Source organism: Bartonella birtlesii IBS 325 (genome assembly GCF_000273375.1).
GTDB lineage: Bacteria > Pseudomonadota > Alphaproteobacteria > Rhizobiales > Rhizobiaceae > Bartonella > Bartonella birtlesii.
This window is the reverse complement of the sequence record NZ_CM001557.1, coordinates 1,658,750-1,674,824: the sequence shown is the minus strand read 5'-3', so window position 1 is coordinate 1,674,824 and position 16,075 is coordinate 1,658,750. Positions and strand designations below refer to the sequence as shown.

The following is a 16,075-nucleotide window of genomic DNA, read 5'->3' as shown; positions in this document are numbered from 1 at the left end:
TTTATATGCTGGTACAGCTTTCGATTCATAATATTGTTTTGATCGAAACGCTCGATATTCATTTTACAGCGGGGTTATCGGTTTTAACTGGTGAAACGGGTGCTGGGAAGTCTATTCTCCTTGATGCTTTGTCGCTAGCTCTTGGGGGGCGAGGTGATGCTTTGCTTGTGCGTCATGGTGCTGCCCAAGGGCAGGTGACGGCTGTTTTTGATGTACCTGTTTCACATCCTGTGCGTCAGCTTATTCGTGAGAATGATTTTGATGATGAAGGCGATATTATTTTACGGCGTGTGCAATCAAGTGATGGTCGTAGTCGTGTTTTTATCAATGATCAGGTGGCTAGTGTTGCGTTGATGCGTAGTGTTGGCCGTATGTTGGTTGAAATTCATGGACAGCATGATGACCGTGCGCTTGTTGATGTTGCTACACACCGCCAGTTATTAGATGCTTTTGGTGGGCTTGAAAATGAAGTAGAAAATTTGCGTCGCTGCTATCGGATTTGGCGTGAGTTTGAAGAGCGTTTGCAACAACAGCGTATTAAAGTAGAGAATGCTGTGCGTGAGGCTGATTATCTTCGTGCGTGTGTGGAAGAGCTTGAAAAGCTTGATTTTCAAGTTGGTGAAGAGGAAGCCCTTTCTCTTCGTCGTGCAGATATGCTGAAATTAGAAAAAATAGCGGCGGATATTAAGGAAGCAGATGATCTTTTAGGGGGGCCAAAATCGCCAATTCCAGTTCTTTCCAATTTAGTGAGGCGTTTAGAACGGAAAATCTCTGAGGCGCAAGCGTTGATTGCACCTGTGGTGAAATCCATTGATGAGGCATTGCATGCACTTGCAACAGCGCAAGAAGGCATTGAAACAGCAATGAGGGCATTGGATTTCGATACAGGTGAATTGGAACAGATAGAAGAGCGCCTTTTTGCTCTTCGGGGATTTGCTCGTAAACATCACGTTTCTGCAGATGAATTGGTTCAGTTGCATGATAAAATGGCTGCGGAACTCGCTGGCTTTGAAGAAGCTCAGAGCACGTTAATGCGTTTAGAAGATGAGGCAGGGCAAGCACAGAAAGATTATGATACATTGGCGCAAGCGCTGTCAATAAAGCGTCGAGAAGCAGCAAATCGTTTGTCTGAAAGCGTTATGGCTGAGTTGCCAGCATTAAAATTGGAAAAAGCAGAATTTATCGTTGAAATGCAAAGTGATGCTGAAAAGCGTACCGCAGAGGGGATAGATCGTATTGAGTATTGGGTTCGAACAAACCCTGGTACACGAGCAGGACCAATGCTCAGTGTGGCTTCTGGCGGTGAATTGTCTCGTTTTTTATTGGCATTAAAGGTTGTGTTGTCTGATCGTGGTTCAGCTCCCACATTGATCTTTGATGAGATTGATACGGGGGTTGGTGGAGCTGTTGCTGCTGCCATTGGACAACGGCTGCAGCGTTTATCAGAAAGTACTCAGGTTTTTGCTATTACGCATGCGCCGCAGGTAGCATCTAAAGCACATAGTCATTTTCTTATTTCAAAGATGGAAAGTGATGATAAAGGTCGCTTTGTTACGGGTGTTCATAAAATGGAGGAGCATGAGCGTGCGGAAGAAATTGCCCGCATGTTGGCAGGAGAACAGATTACAGAAGAGGCACGTGCAGCGGCTCAGAAGCTTCTTGCATAGATATAATTGATAAGCGATATTTTAATCGCTTATCAATTATATTATTGGGGAGCATGTGTTCGTTTGGATTCTATTCGTAATAAGGCACTGAAATTCTTATGACCATAGCTTATCATTTGGAATAGATTTTATGAACAAGGATGCAATTAAAAACTTAACTGTTCTTGAAGCAGAAAGTGAATTGGAGTGGTTGGCAAAAGAGATTGCACGTCACGATCTGCTTTACAATACTAATGATCAGCCTGAAATTTCTGATGCAGAATATGATGCTCTTCGTCGGCGGAATGCAGAAATTGAATCTTTCTTTCCAGAGCTCATTCGTGAAGATTCTCCTTCACATAGAGTTGGTGCACCGATTTCTGAAAAATTTGAAAAATCTGTTCATGTACAGGCGATGCTTTCTCTTGATAATGCATTTAGTTTTGAAGATGTCAGTGAATTTATTGAGCGCGTTCGTCGTTTTTTACGACTTCCAGAAACACAAATTTTGGAAATAACGGCTGAACCGAAGATTGATGGTTTATCTTTATCTTTGCGTTATGAGAAAGGAAAACTTGTGCGGGCCGCAACACGTGGTGATGGATATGTAGGTGAAAATGTCACTGCGAATGCGCGAACAATTTCTGATATTCCAAAAATATTGCAAGGTAATTTTCCTGATATTCTTGAGGTTCGTGGTGAAGTTTATATGGGACGGGAGGATTTCCAAGAGCTTAATATGAATCAACAGGGAGAGAGAAAATTAGCTTTTGCTAATCCTAGGAATGCTGCAGCAGGTTCGCTACGACAGCTTGATTCACGGATAACCGCAAGTAGAAAGCTTAAATTTTTTGCTTATGCTTGGGGTGAAGTAAGTGAAATGCCGGCAGAAAGTCAAATAGGGATGATGAAAAAGCTAAGAGAATATGGCTTTATTATCAATCCATTCACAAAAGTTTTTAAGACATTAAAAGAGATTATTTCATATTATCATGATATCGAAGAGCTTCGTCATTCCTTAAGTTATGATATTGATGGGATTGTTTATAAAGTTAATGATTTGATGCTACAGGTGCGTTTGGGGTTTGTTTCTCGTTCGCCACGTTGGGCAATTGCGCATAAATTTCCAGCAGAAAAAGCTATGGCGCTTTTGGAAGGCATTGATATTCAAGTAGGTCGAACTGGAGCATTAACCCCTGTTGCGCGTCTTGCACCTATTACCGTTGGTGGAGTGGTGATTACCAATGCAAGTTTGCATAATGAGGATTATATTAAGGGAATTGGTCATAAAGGAGAGCCAATTCGTGAAGGGCGTGATATACGTGTAGGCGATACAGTGATTGTACAGCGTGCTGGTGATGTGATCCCTCAAATTGTTGATATTGTTGCTGCAAAGCGTCCAAAAAATGCTTCTGCTTTTGTTTTTCCTCACTTATGTCCCGCTTGTGGGAGTCATGCCGTTCGTGAAGTGGGTGAAGCTGTGCGTCGATGCACAGGGGGGCTTATTTGTCCTGCACAAGCGATTGAGCGTATTCGTCACTTTGTTTCGCGTAATGCCTTTGATATTGAGGGACTTGGAAAAAAACAGGTGGAGTTCTTTTTCCGTGCTCAAGACGAGACGCTTTGTATTCATACACCAGCTGATATTTTTACTTTACAACGGCGCCAAGAAAAATCTTTGACACGTTTAGAAAATATGGAAGGTTTTGGTACTGTTTCAGTTCGTAAACTGTATGATGCCATTAATGCGCGCCGAAAAATTCCTTTAAGCCGCTTTTTGTTTGCATTAGGAATTCGTCATGTTGGTGAGGTTAATGCACGACGCCTTGCGCGCGCCTATCAAAATTATTTTGCTTTCGAAACTGCCGCTATGGCAGCGATTATGCCATGTGATAAGGAAAATGAACAAGGTAATGAGGCTTGGATAGAGCTTACTAGCATCGAAGGGATCGGACCACAGGTAGGGAGCGCAATTATTGATTTTTATCAAGAAGCGCATAACCGTGAGGTTTTGTCTGTTTTGCTGCATGAAGTAATGCCTCTTGATGAAGAACTCGTGATGACAGATTTTTCACCAATAGCAGGAAAGATCATTGTTTTTACAGGAACTTTGACACGAATGTCACGCGATGAAGCAAAAGCGTTAGCAGAACGATTAGGTGCAAAGACTTCAGGTTCTCTTTCTAAAAAAACGGATCTTCTTGTTGCAGGAATTGGAGCAGGATCGAAGTTAGCTAAAGCACAAGAATTAGGTGTTGAGGTTATAGATGAAGAGACTTGGCTGCAGTTGATTGCGTGACATTACGTTTAAAGTTTTTCCTTCAAGAATGATGAATACACCAATATTATCATTCATCTCATGTAAAACATTGCTTGCGCTTGTGTACTATCATGAGAATGCTGATACTCTCTTTCTTCTCTTGAGATTGTTATGTTCTCTTTTATTTTGTGAAGAATTTTGATTTGTGAATATTCTAAATACGACTATTTGTATAAGGGGCTGTTCTTATATTCTTTGATGAAAATTCTGTATTTTTCTTAAAAAAGAGAAGAGGGAGTTTTTTTACAGAAAGAGTAAAAGTTGTACGCTACTTTACTTAAAGAGGCATTGTTGCTTCTTTTGCCCATTCTTTATCTTCTTCATTCAAGTAAGGTGCATTAACCTGATAAACATGTGCATGGTAGTCGTTGAGCCATTGCCGCTCCTCTAGTGTTAAAAGCTCTGAGAGGATTAAGCGTCGATCAATGGGACAATTTGTGAGTGTTTCGAATGAGAGCATTTCTATATCTCCACCATTAATTTTTTGTGCTGGTTTTACGATCATCAAATTTTCAATACGAATTCCAAAAGCACCTTCGCGGTAATATCCAGGTTCATTAGAAATAATCATTCCGGGGATCAATTCTTGGCACCCATTGCGTGAAAGATTTTGTGGTCCTTCATGAACAGAGAGATAAGATCCAACTCCATGACCAGTGCCATGGGCATAATCAAAACCTGCTTTCCATAAGGCGATACGTGCTAGAGCATCAATGTCTTGTCCGCGTGTACCTTTTGGGAATTGTGCGGTTGAAAGAGCAATCATGCCTTTGAGGACAAGAGTGAAACAGCGTTTTTCTTCTTCTCCAATATTCCCAATTGCTACTGTGCGTGTGACATCTGTCGTGCCATCACGATATTGTCCACCTGAATCCACAAGATAAAGTTCACCAGCATTGAGTTGTTTATTTGTTTGAGTCGTTACACGATAATGAACAATGGCACCATTTGCTCCTGCTGCTGAAATCGTATCAAAAGAGAGGTCTTCAAGTTTTTCTCCCATTTCTTTTGCTGTTGTTGTGCGAAATTCTTCTAATTTTTGAGCTGCAGAAATTTCATTTATAGACCCTAGTGTTTGTTTATCTAACCAAGAAAAGAAACGCGTAAGGGCTACACCATCGCGCAGGTGTGCTTTGCGTGCACCGTTTAGTTCTGTACCATTTTTAATGGCGCGTGGTAGAGCAGCAGGATCAGTAAGCTTAATAAAAGAGCTTTCTTGTTCTTCAATAGTGGTGCGTAATTTTTCGCATGTTAGTCGTGGATCTAAGGCAAAAATTGTTCCCTTTTGAACATAATCTTTAATCTTTGGAATAAGCTGTTCTGGTTCATATAATTTTGCATAACGTTCCAGATATTGTTTTTGTTCTATACCTAATTTTGTGCTGTTAATGAATAAGGCGGGCGTTTCTTTGATAAGAATGAGAGCAAAACAAAGGGCAAAAGGTGTGTTGGAAACATCATTGCCACGTATATTGAATGTCCATGCAATAGAGGAGGGGTCTGTAAAAATAAAAGCATTTGCATTGGCTTGCGCGATATTTTTGCGAATCAGGGACAGCTTCTCATCGGTATTATATCCTGCATATTTGAGAGGATGAATCGATAAGGTAGATTGCGGTAATGGTGGTTGATCATGCCAGATAAGATCAATGGGATTTTTTTGGACTGTTATGAGTCTTCCACTTGCGTTTATTTCTAATGCTTTTTTCAATGTATCTATAGCTGTAATGGTGTGGAGCCATGGATCAAAGCCAATAGAAAGCTTGTGCCCATTTTTTTCAAGCCATTGTGAAGGTGGGTAAGTTATGAGATCTTCATACTCAAAAATATCAGGATCAGTTTGTTGGCGAACTTGGAGTTTATAGCGCCCATCTGTAAATATGATGGCTTTGTTTTTTAAAATGAGTGCGATGCCTGATGATCCAGTAAAGCCAGTAAGCCAGCTAAGACGTTGAGCATGTGGGGGGACATATTCTCCTTGATGTTCATCTGCACGTGGGACAAGAAAGCCATCTAGTCCGAGGTGATCGAGTTCTTTACGAAGTGAGGTAATACGCTTGAGAGCATAAGTGGGATTTGTTGTTGCTTCAAAAGATTGATACATAACAACGTTCTTTCTTTTATTTTAAGTGTATCGTAACCCATTCTTGACGGTGGTATGTTTCAATGTGTTGTAGACCTTGTTTGACATAAGTTTCCAATACAGAGGCGTGTTGCTCTTCAAGAATTCCAGAGAGTATAAGTGATCCGCCTTTTTGGAGTGCTTGTACCATTTCTGATGCAAGTTCAATGAGTGGATTGGCAAGGATATTGGCAACGATGAGATCAAAGGGGGCTCGTGATGAAATTTTATCATGAGCAAAACCTGTTGCTGTAACAGCTGTAATATATTCTTTTACCCCATTGAGCTCAATATTATGTTGTGCAACTTTGATAGCGATTGGGTCAATATCGGATGCAAGTATAGCAATAGGTTTGAGTTTTGCCATGCCAATGGCTAAGACCCCACTTCCAGTACCAAGATCAAGGGCATTTTGTGGATTTTCATTTTTCATCACTTTGGCAATCATTTCCAAACAACCAGCTGTTGTTCCATGATGTCCGGTACCAAAAGCTTGATTAGCTTCAATTTCAATAGGTAAAACATTCAGTGGAATGTCGCTTCGGTTATGGCTCCCATGTAAAAAAAAGGACCAGCATACACTGATTTTAGTCCTTCTAGACTTTTTTGTACCCAGTCAATATTGGGTAAAATTTCATAGTTAATTTTATTGGGATCTATAGAAAGGATCTGTGCAAAACGTTTTGAGGCATTCTCTTGGTTTTCTTTATCTACATAAAGTGATAGTTCATACACAGCATTTTTCTCATCTACTTCTGCAAGCGCAAGAGGATATCCTTCTTCGTCAAAGGCTGTTTCTATAAGCGTATAAAATCGTTTTGCTTCATTTTTTAAAGCAGTATAATATAGACGAACTTGCTGTGACATCCTGTTCTTTCTTTATAAACATAATCGGCTTTTTATTTAGTTTGAGACAAGTTTCTTTAGCCGTTCAATAGCAATCTCGTCTTTTAATTCATTGTCATCCTCTTTGGGTTCATAAGGAATAATACCAGCTAATTTGCCACCTTTTTTGAGCAAAAAAATTGCTGCTGTGTGATTATAAGTGTAGTTTCCATCTCTTCCCGATACTTTTTCAGCAAAGATATTAAAAGAATTGACCATTTTATGAACTTTTTCAGGCTCTCCACTTATACCAATAATCTTATTGGTAAAATTGCTGAGATAATCATGGAGTATTTTCGGTGTATCTCGTTCAGGATCAACGGTAACAAACCATATTCCTAATTTATCAGCTTTTGGTCCAAGAGCAGTTAACCATCGATCAAGATTGATCAGTGTGGTAGGGCAAACCTCGGGACACATAGTGAAGCCAAAAAAAATAATTGAAGGCTTGCTTCGAATATCAGCTTCAGTGATAGTTTTTCCATTAGAATCAGTAAGCGTAAAATTATCACCCAAAGGCTTATTTTTTAATGCATCATAAAAAAAAATGCCTGCAAGAAATATAATTGTTAGCCCTAAGATGCGTATGACGTTTTTCATGTTTTACTCTCTCAGATATGCAGGAAAATTGTAACATTAGCCGGTTTATTTTGCAATCTTTGTTTCATGAGAGTGAGCTTCGTATCAATACAACAGAACGATTGCATGATTGCAAATTGGGGTGCTATGTAGAAATTAATGAACGGGTGATTTTGCGTGATAACGGTTGGAGATTTTTTTTACTTTGAGCATAACAGTAAAGTTATTTATAGCGATATTGGGTGTTTTCATTCTATTGCATCTCATGTTCGTATAAATACGCTAGAGCATCCTATGGGACGCCTTTCAACACATAAAATAACATATCGTCCTAACGAGTATTTTCACTATATGCTGTGAGATCATTCCCTTCGTGAAGAGTGTTGTACAAAACGTGTTATTATTGGGCATGGTACTATCGTTGGTGCTAATACTGTTATAACAAAAGATGTTCCTCTTTATATGATTGTTGCTGGTATTTCCGCAAAGCCATTGTGGATACGTTTTTCAAAGAGGATGATTCAGGCACTTTGCTTGATATGTAAAATCTTCCAATCGAGATTTTTATTCACAAATGGAAGTAGTGAAAATAAAATGAAAAAATGTTTTTTGTTAGAAAAGATAATTTCATTAGGCTTTGCTTACAAAATTATCGAGTACGCGCTTTTCTCCAGCTTTTTCAAATACAATGGTTAGCTTATGGTTGTCTATTGCTGTGATACAACCATAACCAAATTTTATATGAAAAATCCGATCATTGATTGAAAAATCTGAAGGAGATTCAGAGATTGATTGGGCAATAACTTTTCCTTCCATGTTTTTTTGTGCACGTTTCCATCCTGATTTGGAATAATCATTATAAAAGGGATTTTGCTGTTTAAAGTGCGATTTCCCATAACCACCATAAGATGTCTCCATTTCCATTAATTCTATATGTTCTGCTGGTAATTCACTTAGAAAACGGGAGGGGAGTGCTGGTTGCCAAAATCCATGAATTCTTCGATTGGATACAAACCATATATGCAAATGTTTTTTTGCTCTTGTTAGTCCTACATAAGCTAGTCTGCGTTCTTCTTCTAAACCTGAACGGCCTCCTTCATCTAATGAGCGCTGATGAGGGAAAAGTCCTTCTTCCCAGCCAGGAAGAAAAACTGTTTCAAATTCAAGCCCTTTGGCTGAATGAAGAGTCATGATGTTGACTGCGTCGGTATTTTCATTATTTTCAGCGTCCATTACTAGTGCAACATGTTCTAAAAAGCTATGAAGGCTTTCAAATTGCTCCATAGAACGGATCATTTCTTTGAGATTTTCTAATCGCGTTGGTGCTTCTGGTGAGCGATCTTCTAGCCACATCGCTGTGTAGCCTGATTCATCAAGGATTGTTTCGGCAAGTTCTCTATGAGGGGTATATTGCAGCATATTTTGCCAGCGGCGAAAGTTTTCAATCATGCTTCGCAATGAACTGCGTGCTTTGGGTTTTAGCTCATCTGTTTCAATTATTGCTGCGGCAGCGGAAAAGAGAGGAATAGCGCGTGCATGTGCACTTTCATAGAGGGTGCGTAAGGTTGCGTCTCCCAAGCCGCGTTTAGGCGTGTTGATAATACGTTCAAAGGCTAAGTCATCTGCTGGTTGAACAACAACGCGCAGATAAGCCATAGCATCACGTATTTCCATTCGTTCATAAAAGCGTGGGCCGCCAATGACGCGATAGTTAAGACCAAGTGTGACAAAGCGGTCTTCAAATTCACGCATCTGGAATGATGCACGCACCAATATAGCTATATGATTTAATGAATGTCCGGCTTGTTGTAGACGTTCAATTTCTCCTCCAATTGCGCGCGCTTCCTCTCCCGAATCCCATGCAGCATGAATTTTTACTTTTTCTTCTTCTACATTTATTTGATCAGAAAAAAGTGTTTTTCCAAGTCTTTCTTGATTATGAGAAATGAGATGAGAAGCGGTTTTGAGAATGTGTGATGTTGAGCGATAATTGCGTTCTAAACGAATAATTTTTGCAGGAGGAAAATCTTTTTCAAAACGCAATATATTATCAACTTTAGCCCCACGCCACCCGTAAATAGATTGGTCATCATCACCAACACAACAAAGGTTGACATGTTGTTCTTTAGATTGTTGTGCCAAAAGGCGAAGCCAAAGATATTGTGCTGTATTCGTATCTTGATATTCATCCACAAGAATATAGCGAAATTTAGAATGATATTCGCGAAGAATGTCTGGATTATATTGAAAGATAGAGATAGAATGAAGTAGAAGGTCGCCAAAATCACAGGCATTAAGGCTTTTTAATCTATCCTGATAGCTATGATAAAGTTTGCGTCCCATACCGTTGCCAAAAGAATGGGCGTCGCTTTCTGAAATGCGTTCTGGTGAAAGCCCTTGATTTTTCCAAGAATCAATCATTATAGCGAGATTTCGTGCGGGCCAGCGCTTATCGTCTAATCCTTCAGCTTGAATAAGCTGTTTTAAAAGTCGAAGGACATCATCGCTATCAAGAATAGTAAAGTTGCTTTTTAAGCCAACAAGTTCTGCATGGCGGCGTAGGATTTTTGCGCCGGTGGAGTGAAAAGTTCCAAGCCAAGGCATTCCTTCAACAATTTCACCAATGAGTTCACCAATACGCATTTTCATTTCCCTCGCTGCTTTGTTGGTGAAAGTTACAGCAAGTATTTGCTTGGGAGAGGCAAGCCCTGAGCTCAAAATGTGAGAAATGCGGGTCGTTAAAACACGTGTTTTTCCAGTACCAGCACCTGCCAGAACTAACAGAGGCCCTTGTGTATTCATCACAGCTTGTTGCTGTTCGGGATTAAGTTGTTCCAAATAATCGGCATCACATTGTGTAGTATGAGCAACTAACCTAGAGTTATTTTCATGCTTTGGAGGCAGGGCTTCATCTTCGAAAAATGGTATGTCATCGAAAAAACTATTCATTATATCTTCTCGTGTAGTATTTTTTTCATCTGAGTGCTAGACCTAAAAAAATATTTTCTTAAAAAAGCCGCAACATCTTCCGTTGAATAAGAAGACAAAGATTATAAAAAATAAAACGAGTATTAAAGGTGTTGAGTAAGAACGCTTTGGAGTGCGTAAACGCGTAATGAAGCCGAAAGACTCACTTTTTGTGGTCTTTTGCTGTCAATATCTGTGATAATAAAGGCTAAGGATTTTCCTTTTCTATGTGCGATGGCTTTGAGAATGTTTAGAAATGGTTGCTCTAAAGACACGCTTGTTGTGTGTCCACCAACTCGTACGGATATTTTTCGTGGTATCACTTTTGACCAATCAATAAGGTTGTTTTCGTGCATTTTTTACTCTTATTCGTCGTACCATAAACGATTTTGATCAAGAAATTTTTGCATTTTTAAATTTTCTTTTTTATCAAAAAGTTTTTCAGCTTTTGTTCGTCCAAAACGATAGCGATTTTCTTCTGCATAGACAGCTTTTTCTGCACGTTTTTTTTGTTTTCGAAATTGGCGAAGGTTAATCGGTTTAGTCATGAGAAATTTATTTTTTCCTAAAAGAATCTAATGAGACAACATCAGCACTTTGTTTGGCATCATTGTTTGAAGTCTCTTGACTTGTACTGGAATTTTGTTCTTTTATAAGTGTATTTTCTTTTTTTGTTTGTCCGATAGAATGATAGGTGTGGATGATGTATTTTCTGAGTTTTTATTCTCTCCAGGGGCAAGATTTGAGGGGAGATCAAATGCTGCTTCAAATGACGCTATAGGATCATAAAATACTTGGATAGAAGTAAAAGGAATCACAAGCTTTTCGCTAATTTCTCTAAAGGAAAGTGTTACTTCGAAGGCATTTTCCGAAACGCTTAGATCTCTAAACTGATGTTGTAATACAATTGTCATTTGTTCTGGATAACGATTTTTAAGCCGAGGAGAGATTTTCACGTCTGGAGCATTTGTCAAAAAAGTAATAAAAAAATGGTGATTTCCTGGAAGACCTGCTTTAGCAACTTCCGACAAAACTTTACGGATAACTCCACGAAGCGCATCCTGAACAAGAATATCGTAACGGATTTGATCTTGAATCATCGAATATTCCTTTTATTTCACGCGAAAGATGAGCGTGCGCAATATTGTGCAATAGAATGTATTTTAAAGCTAGCAATATTTTGTCTACGATGCATCTAAATTAACCAAAAAAATATGAAATTTTATGAAAAATAATATTTGATAATCAATAATATCAACAAATGTGAAGGCTTCTGTTGCCAGGTGCCTTCGAACCCCGCTTAAACCTGCGACGGTTTAAGGCTTATTTTGAAACATTCGCACTGCATTAAGCAGCGAGACGTGCTTCCGCATAGTTGTCATTTGCAACTACTCATTTAGTCCGATAACGGTGGTACTATGCCGAGTAAAAGAGCGATCTTTACGCCTTTGTCGATCCTATTTCGCCCCCACCAAAATATGATCAATAGAGATTATATTTTGGTGGAGGCGCCGGGTACCGCCCCCGGGTCCAATAGGTTTATTTCATCGTCCATTTATTACCATAGCTGATAAGCCAGCTCTTTAAATATAGATGAAGAACAGCCTTTCGGAAAGGGGGGGTTGTTAATATTTTAAATCCTCTAATTATTTAACTTATGAGCTATATATCGCGGTTGTGGAGTACGGCCGTTTATTCTTGGAGAGGAGATGGCACAAAATGACAAATGATCTAGCAGATATTAAATTATATGATCAAAATCCCGATGAAGCTGCAGTGGAGCGGCTTGGGCATCGTTTAGCTTTGGTGATGAAAAAACAAGATGCATCGCTTGTTGCTACATCGGATCCAAAAGAAGTAGAACGTGTTGAAAAATGGGCTCGAGATGTCTTAGGTGCTCATGCGCAAAGTGCTAAAGAAGCTGTTTTAAAAGTTGCAGAAATGATGTCTGGAGCTCGCAGAAAAAGCCGCATGACTTTTTATTATTTGCTAGCCAAGCAATTAAATGCACTTCATAAAGTTTAAACAATAGCGAAATCGTTTATGCAATTATTATAAAAAAAGCCCAAGTAATTGGGCTTTTTCATTTCATGTGGGAAGTTTTAATGGGGTCCATCTTCTTGAAGATATCCCCCTTTACTCATATCCGGTATAAAGAGGGTGGCTATGAATGCGATGATCATCACGCCAGTTACGTAAAAATAAAAGAGTGATTCATGCCCCATATTTTTTAATCCAAGTGCTACGTATTCGGCAGAACCACCAAATAATGCATTACCAATAGCATGAGAGAGACCAACTCCCAGTGCTCGTACTGAAGAGGGGAACATTGCTGATTTTACGACACCAGAGATGGATGTATACATGCTCATAATACAGAGTATGCCAATAATAGCTGATAGCGCAATCCATTTATTATCTGTGTGACTGATTATGAGAAGTCCAGGAATTGTAAAGAGAGTAGAGAGTGCACTCCAAATGATAAGTAAATTTCTTGTCCCAATTTTATCAGCTAGGATACCAAATATGGGTTGGAGTAATATGAAAATAAAGAGTGCCGCGGTCATTATAGTTGTAGCTGTATGTTTATCAAAGCCGGTGGTTGTAATCAGATATTTTTGCATATAAGTCGTACAGGTGTAAAATGTGAGAGATCCTCCAGAGGCGAAGAGAACAATCACAAAAAAAGCTTTTGTGTGTTTGCTTAGAAGCTCTTTAAGACTCCCAGTTTGTTTTCTAGAACGGCTCTCTTTGGTGGTTGTTTCATGAAGCGAACGACGTAGATAAAGTGCAACTATTGCTGCTAATCCACCAATCGCAAAAGGAATACGCCAGCCCCATGTTCTTAATTGGTCGTCTGTTAGATAAAGTGCTAAAATGAATATAATAAAACTGGCTAAAAGTTGACCAGTAATAAGTGTGCCGGATTGGAAAGAAGCAAAGAGACCGCGGTGATTTTTAAGGGAAATTTCACTTATATAAGTTGCAGCTGTACCATATTCACCACCTGCTGAAAGTCCCTGCATCATTCGGATTAGGAGCAGAAGAATTGCTGCAGTTCTCCCTAAAGTTTCATAAGTGGGAAGTATAGAGATGAGAAAAGAGCCTCCACACATCATAAGAATGGATATGAGCATTGAGCGTTTGCGTCCATAACGATCAGCAATAAAGCCAAAAAGCCAACTTCCGATTGGACGCATTAGAAAACCAATAAAGAAAATTGCTGCAGTTCGTAAAAATTGGGTAACAACATCGCCATCTGAAGGAAAAAATTGTGGTGCAAAGTAAATCGATGCAAATGAGTAGACGTAAAAATCATACCATTCTACCAGATTTCCTGATGCGCTGGATATGATAGCAAAAACACGTTTTCTTGTACTATGTTGTATTAAAGTTGTTTCATTTCTCATGAATTATTCCCCTCTATAGATTTATAGTTTTATTTTTTTATTTAAAGTTGTTTACGATTTGTATCATCAAAATTCAATTGTGTAATGTAATTTATCGTGAAAATTCTTTGAGGCGGCTTAATTGGGTTAACTGTTCATGTCTTTTAAAATCTGTATTTTTATAGGAGGATAAAAGTTATCAAACCAGATTTAAAGGGAGAGAATACGTTGAAGATAGGTTTAAGATGTCTTTGGTTCGGATGACCAGAATGAAAAAACAGCAGTTTCATGAGTTGCAGAGGTGATGTTTGGTAATCGTAGAGAAAGTCATGTAAATTTTTATTATTTTGTTGCCAAATAATAAAAATTTACATGACTTCAAAACGGGATTTTTATGCAACAATGATGAAAAAAGCCCAAACTAATTGGGCTTTTTTATTTTATAAGAAATTTTAATGGATTTCATCATCTTTAAGATATCCTCCTTTGTCTATATCTGGCATCAAGAGAATTGAGATGAGTGCAATGACCATCATACCAACTATATAAAAGAAGAAGACAGTTTCATATCCTGTACTTTTTAATTTAAGTGCTACATATTCAGCAGAGCCACCAAACAGAGCATTTCCAATAGCAAAAGCAAGTCCAACTCCGATTGCTCGTATTGAAGCAGGAAATAGTTCTGCTTTTATGATACCAGCGATGGATGTATAAAAACTCATAATACAGAGCATTCCGATAATAATTAAGAATGCAATCCATGCATTATGTGCATGCCCAATCATTTTAAGCACAGGAATTGTGCAGACAATGGATAAGGTACTCCAACTGATGAGCGAAGCTTTTGTTCCAATTTTATCGGCTAGAAAACCAAAGAGGGGTTGGAGTAATACAAAAATGAAAAGTGCTGCAGTCATTATCGTTGTTGCAGTGTGCTTGTCAAAGCCGGTGGTTGTGATCAGATATTTTTGCATGTAAGTGGTGTATGTATAAAATGTGAGCGATCCTCCCGCTGTAAAGCCAATAACCAAAAAGAAAGCTTTTGTGTGGTTGCATAAAAGTTCTCTAATACTACCAGCGTGCTTTTTAGAACGACTTTCTTCTGTAATTGTTTCATGGAGTGAACGACGCAGATAAATCGCAACTATTGCTCCGAAGCCACCAATTAAAAAAGGAATACGCCAACCCCATGATTTTAACTGATCTTCGTTAAGGTAAAGCGCTAGAATAAATATAATAAAGCTGGCGAAAAGTTGACCTGTAATCGTTGTAGCATATTGGAAGGAAGCAAAGAGCCCGCGACGATTTTTGAGGGCAACTTCACTCATGTAAGTTGCTGTTGTGCCATATTCACCGCCAACTGAAAGTCCTTGAAATATGCGGATTAAAAGCAGAAAGAATGCTGCTGTTATTCCAATAGTTTCATAAGTGGGAAGTATGGCAATGAGGAATGAACCACCACACATCATATAAACAGAAATGAGCATTGAGCGTTTGCGTCCATAACGGTCGGCAATGTATCCGAAAAGCCATGCTCCAATAGGGCGCATAAGAAAGCCAATAAAAAAGATTCCTGCAGTTTTTAACAGTTGCGTGACAACGTCATCATCTGAAGGAAAAAATTGTGATGCGAAATAAATCGACGTAAATGAGTAAACATAAAAATCATACCATTCTACAAGATTTCCTGATGCACTTGCTATGATAGCAAAAATACGTTTTCTTGTATCATGTGGTGGTAAAGCTGCTTTGTTTTTCATGAAATATTCCCCTTTTAGATCTATAGTTTATTTTTTAATTAAAGTTGATAATGATTTGTATCATCAAAATTCAATTTTCTAATAGTTATTTTTTATGAAAGCTTTTTGAGGGTAGGATAATTTGGATTATAAGCTTTTCTAAGAGCATTCTATTGTTAGTAAGATAAAAGGTTAAGAAGGCTATATTTACAGGAAGAGGATTTTTATTGTCTGTTGATAATGTTAATGATGGTTAGAGTAAAAGAGCAGTGAAAAAGAATAAGATTATAACAATATTCTACACATATATGTTATGTTGTGATAATCTGAAATCTGTGCATTTGACGTTGATAAGTGCTGTTATTCCCCATTTTCTTTTATTGTTATAAAAAAGGAGGTAAAATAGAGAGGATAGGTGCGTTTTTTAT

At 38.6% G+C, this 16,075-nt stretch carries 10 protein-coding genes, 1 other RNA gene and 3 pseudogenes; 4 read left to right on the top strand and 10 right to left on the bottom strand.

Features of this window, described 5'->3' with window-relative positions:
* Nucleotides 1-5: 5 nt before the first annotated feature.
* Together recN and ligA are read left to right on the top strand one after the other, a co-directional pair.
* The gene (recN, locus tag QWU_RS08055; protein ID WP_006590245.1) at nt 6-1,667 is read left to right on the top strand and encodes a DNA repair protein RecN; all 1,662 of its coding nucleotides are present in this window, start codon (nt 6-8) and stop codon (nt 1,665-1,667) included.
* A gap of 130 nt (nt 1,668-1,797) precedes the next feature.
* Nucleotides 1,798-3,945: an NAD-dependent DNA ligase LigA gene (gene ligA, locus QWU_RS08050; protein ID WP_006590246.1), complete on the top strand. Its 2,148-nt coding sequence runs from the start codon at nt 1,798-1,800 to the stop codon at nt 3,943-3,945.
* 298 nt (nt 3,946-4,243) lie between these two features.
* On the opposite strand, the gene QWU_RS08045 is transcribed toward ligA, so the two are convergent.
* The 3 genes and pseudogenes from QWU_RS08045 to QWU_RS08035 all read right to left on the bottom strand — a co-directional run bounded on the left by QWU_RS08045 (nt 4,244) and on the right by QWU_RS08035 (nt 7,573).
* Nucleotides 4,244-6,070 (bottom strand): aminopeptidase P family protein, encoded by a 1,827-nt coding sequence (locus tag QWU_RS08045; RefSeq protein ID WP_017196560.1) that lies wholly within the window; start codon nt 6,068-6,070, stop codon nt 4,244-4,246.
* Nucleotides 6,071-6,086: 16 nt separating this feature from the next.
* Nucleotides 6,087-6,955 (bottom strand): annotated as a pseudogene (locus tag QWU_RS09500) (50S ribosomal protein L11 methyltransferase).
* Nucleotides 6,956-6,991: 36 nt separating this feature from the next.
* On the bottom strand, nt 6,992-7,573 hold the full coding sequence (locus tag QWU_RS08035; protein ID WP_017196559.1) for an SCO family protein: 582 nt from the start codon (nt 7,571-7,573) through the stop codon (nt 6,992-6,994).
* Between the two features lie 17 nt (nt 7,574-7,590).
* Between QWU_RS08035 and QWU_RS10440 the strand changes: the two are divergent.
* Nucleotides 7,591-8,136: pseudogene (locus QWU_RS10440) on the top strand (LbetaH domain-containing protein).
* Between the two features lie 46 nt (nt 8,137-8,182).
* Here the strand turns inward: QWU_RS10440 and QWU_RS08025 are convergent.
* The 5 genes and pseudogenes from QWU_RS08025 to ssrA form a co-directional block, all read right to left on the bottom strand.
* The gene (locus tag QWU_RS08025; RefSeq protein WP_006590250.1) at nt 8,183-10,501 is read right to left on the bottom strand and encodes an ATP-dependent helicase; all 2,319 of its coding nucleotides are present in this window, start codon (nt 10,499-10,501) and stop codon (nt 8,183-8,185) included.
* A 122-nt stretch (nt 10,502-10,623) separates the two neighbouring features.
* Entirely contained in the window at nt 10,624-10,875 is a 252-nt protein-coding gene (locus QWU_RS08020) for a ribbon-helix-helix domain-containing protein (RefSeq protein ID WP_006590251.1), read from the bottom strand.
* Nucleotides 10,876-10,884: 9 nt separating this feature from the next.
* Entirely contained in the window at nt 10,885-11,067 is a 183-nt protein-coding gene (locus QWU_RS08015; RefSeq protein ID WP_006590252.1) for a DUF4169 family protein, read from the bottom strand.
* A gap of 7 nt (nt 11,068-11,074) precedes the next feature.
* Nucleotides 11,075-11,619: pseudogene (locus QWU_RS09490) on the bottom strand (SspB family protein).
* A gap of 162 nt (nt 11,620-11,781) precedes the next feature.
* Nucleotides 11,782-12,138: a transfer-messenger RNA gene (ssrA, locus tag QWU_RS09830) on the bottom strand.
* 100 nt (nt 12,139-12,238) lie between these two features.
* On the opposite strand from ssrA, the gene QWU_RS08005 reads away from it, so the two are divergent.
* Nucleotides 12,239-12,544 (top strand): DUF2853 family protein, encoded by a 306-nt coding sequence (locus QWU_RS08005; protein WP_006590254.1) that lies wholly within the window; start codon nt 12,239-12,241, stop codon nt 12,542-12,544.
* Nucleotides 12,545-12,621: 77 nt separating this feature from the next.
* Here the strand turns inward: QWU_RS08005 and QWU_RS08000 are convergent, their stop codons facing one another.
* Both QWU_RS08000 and QWU_RS07990 read right to left on the bottom strand, forming a co-directional pair.
* On the bottom strand, nt 12,622-13,929 hold the full coding sequence (locus tag QWU_RS08000) for an MFS family transporter (RefSeq protein WP_006590255.1): 1,308 nt from the start codon (nt 13,927-13,929) through the stop codon (nt 12,622-12,624).
* A 431-nt stretch (nt 13,930-14,360) separates the two neighbouring features.
* Complete coding sequence (locus QWU_RS07990) at nt 14,361-15,668, bottom strand: MFS family transporter (protein WP_006590256.1); 1,308 nt, start codon at nt 15,666-15,668, stop codon at nt 14,361-14,363.
* Between the last annotated feature and the right edge of the window lie 407 nt (nt 15,669-16,075).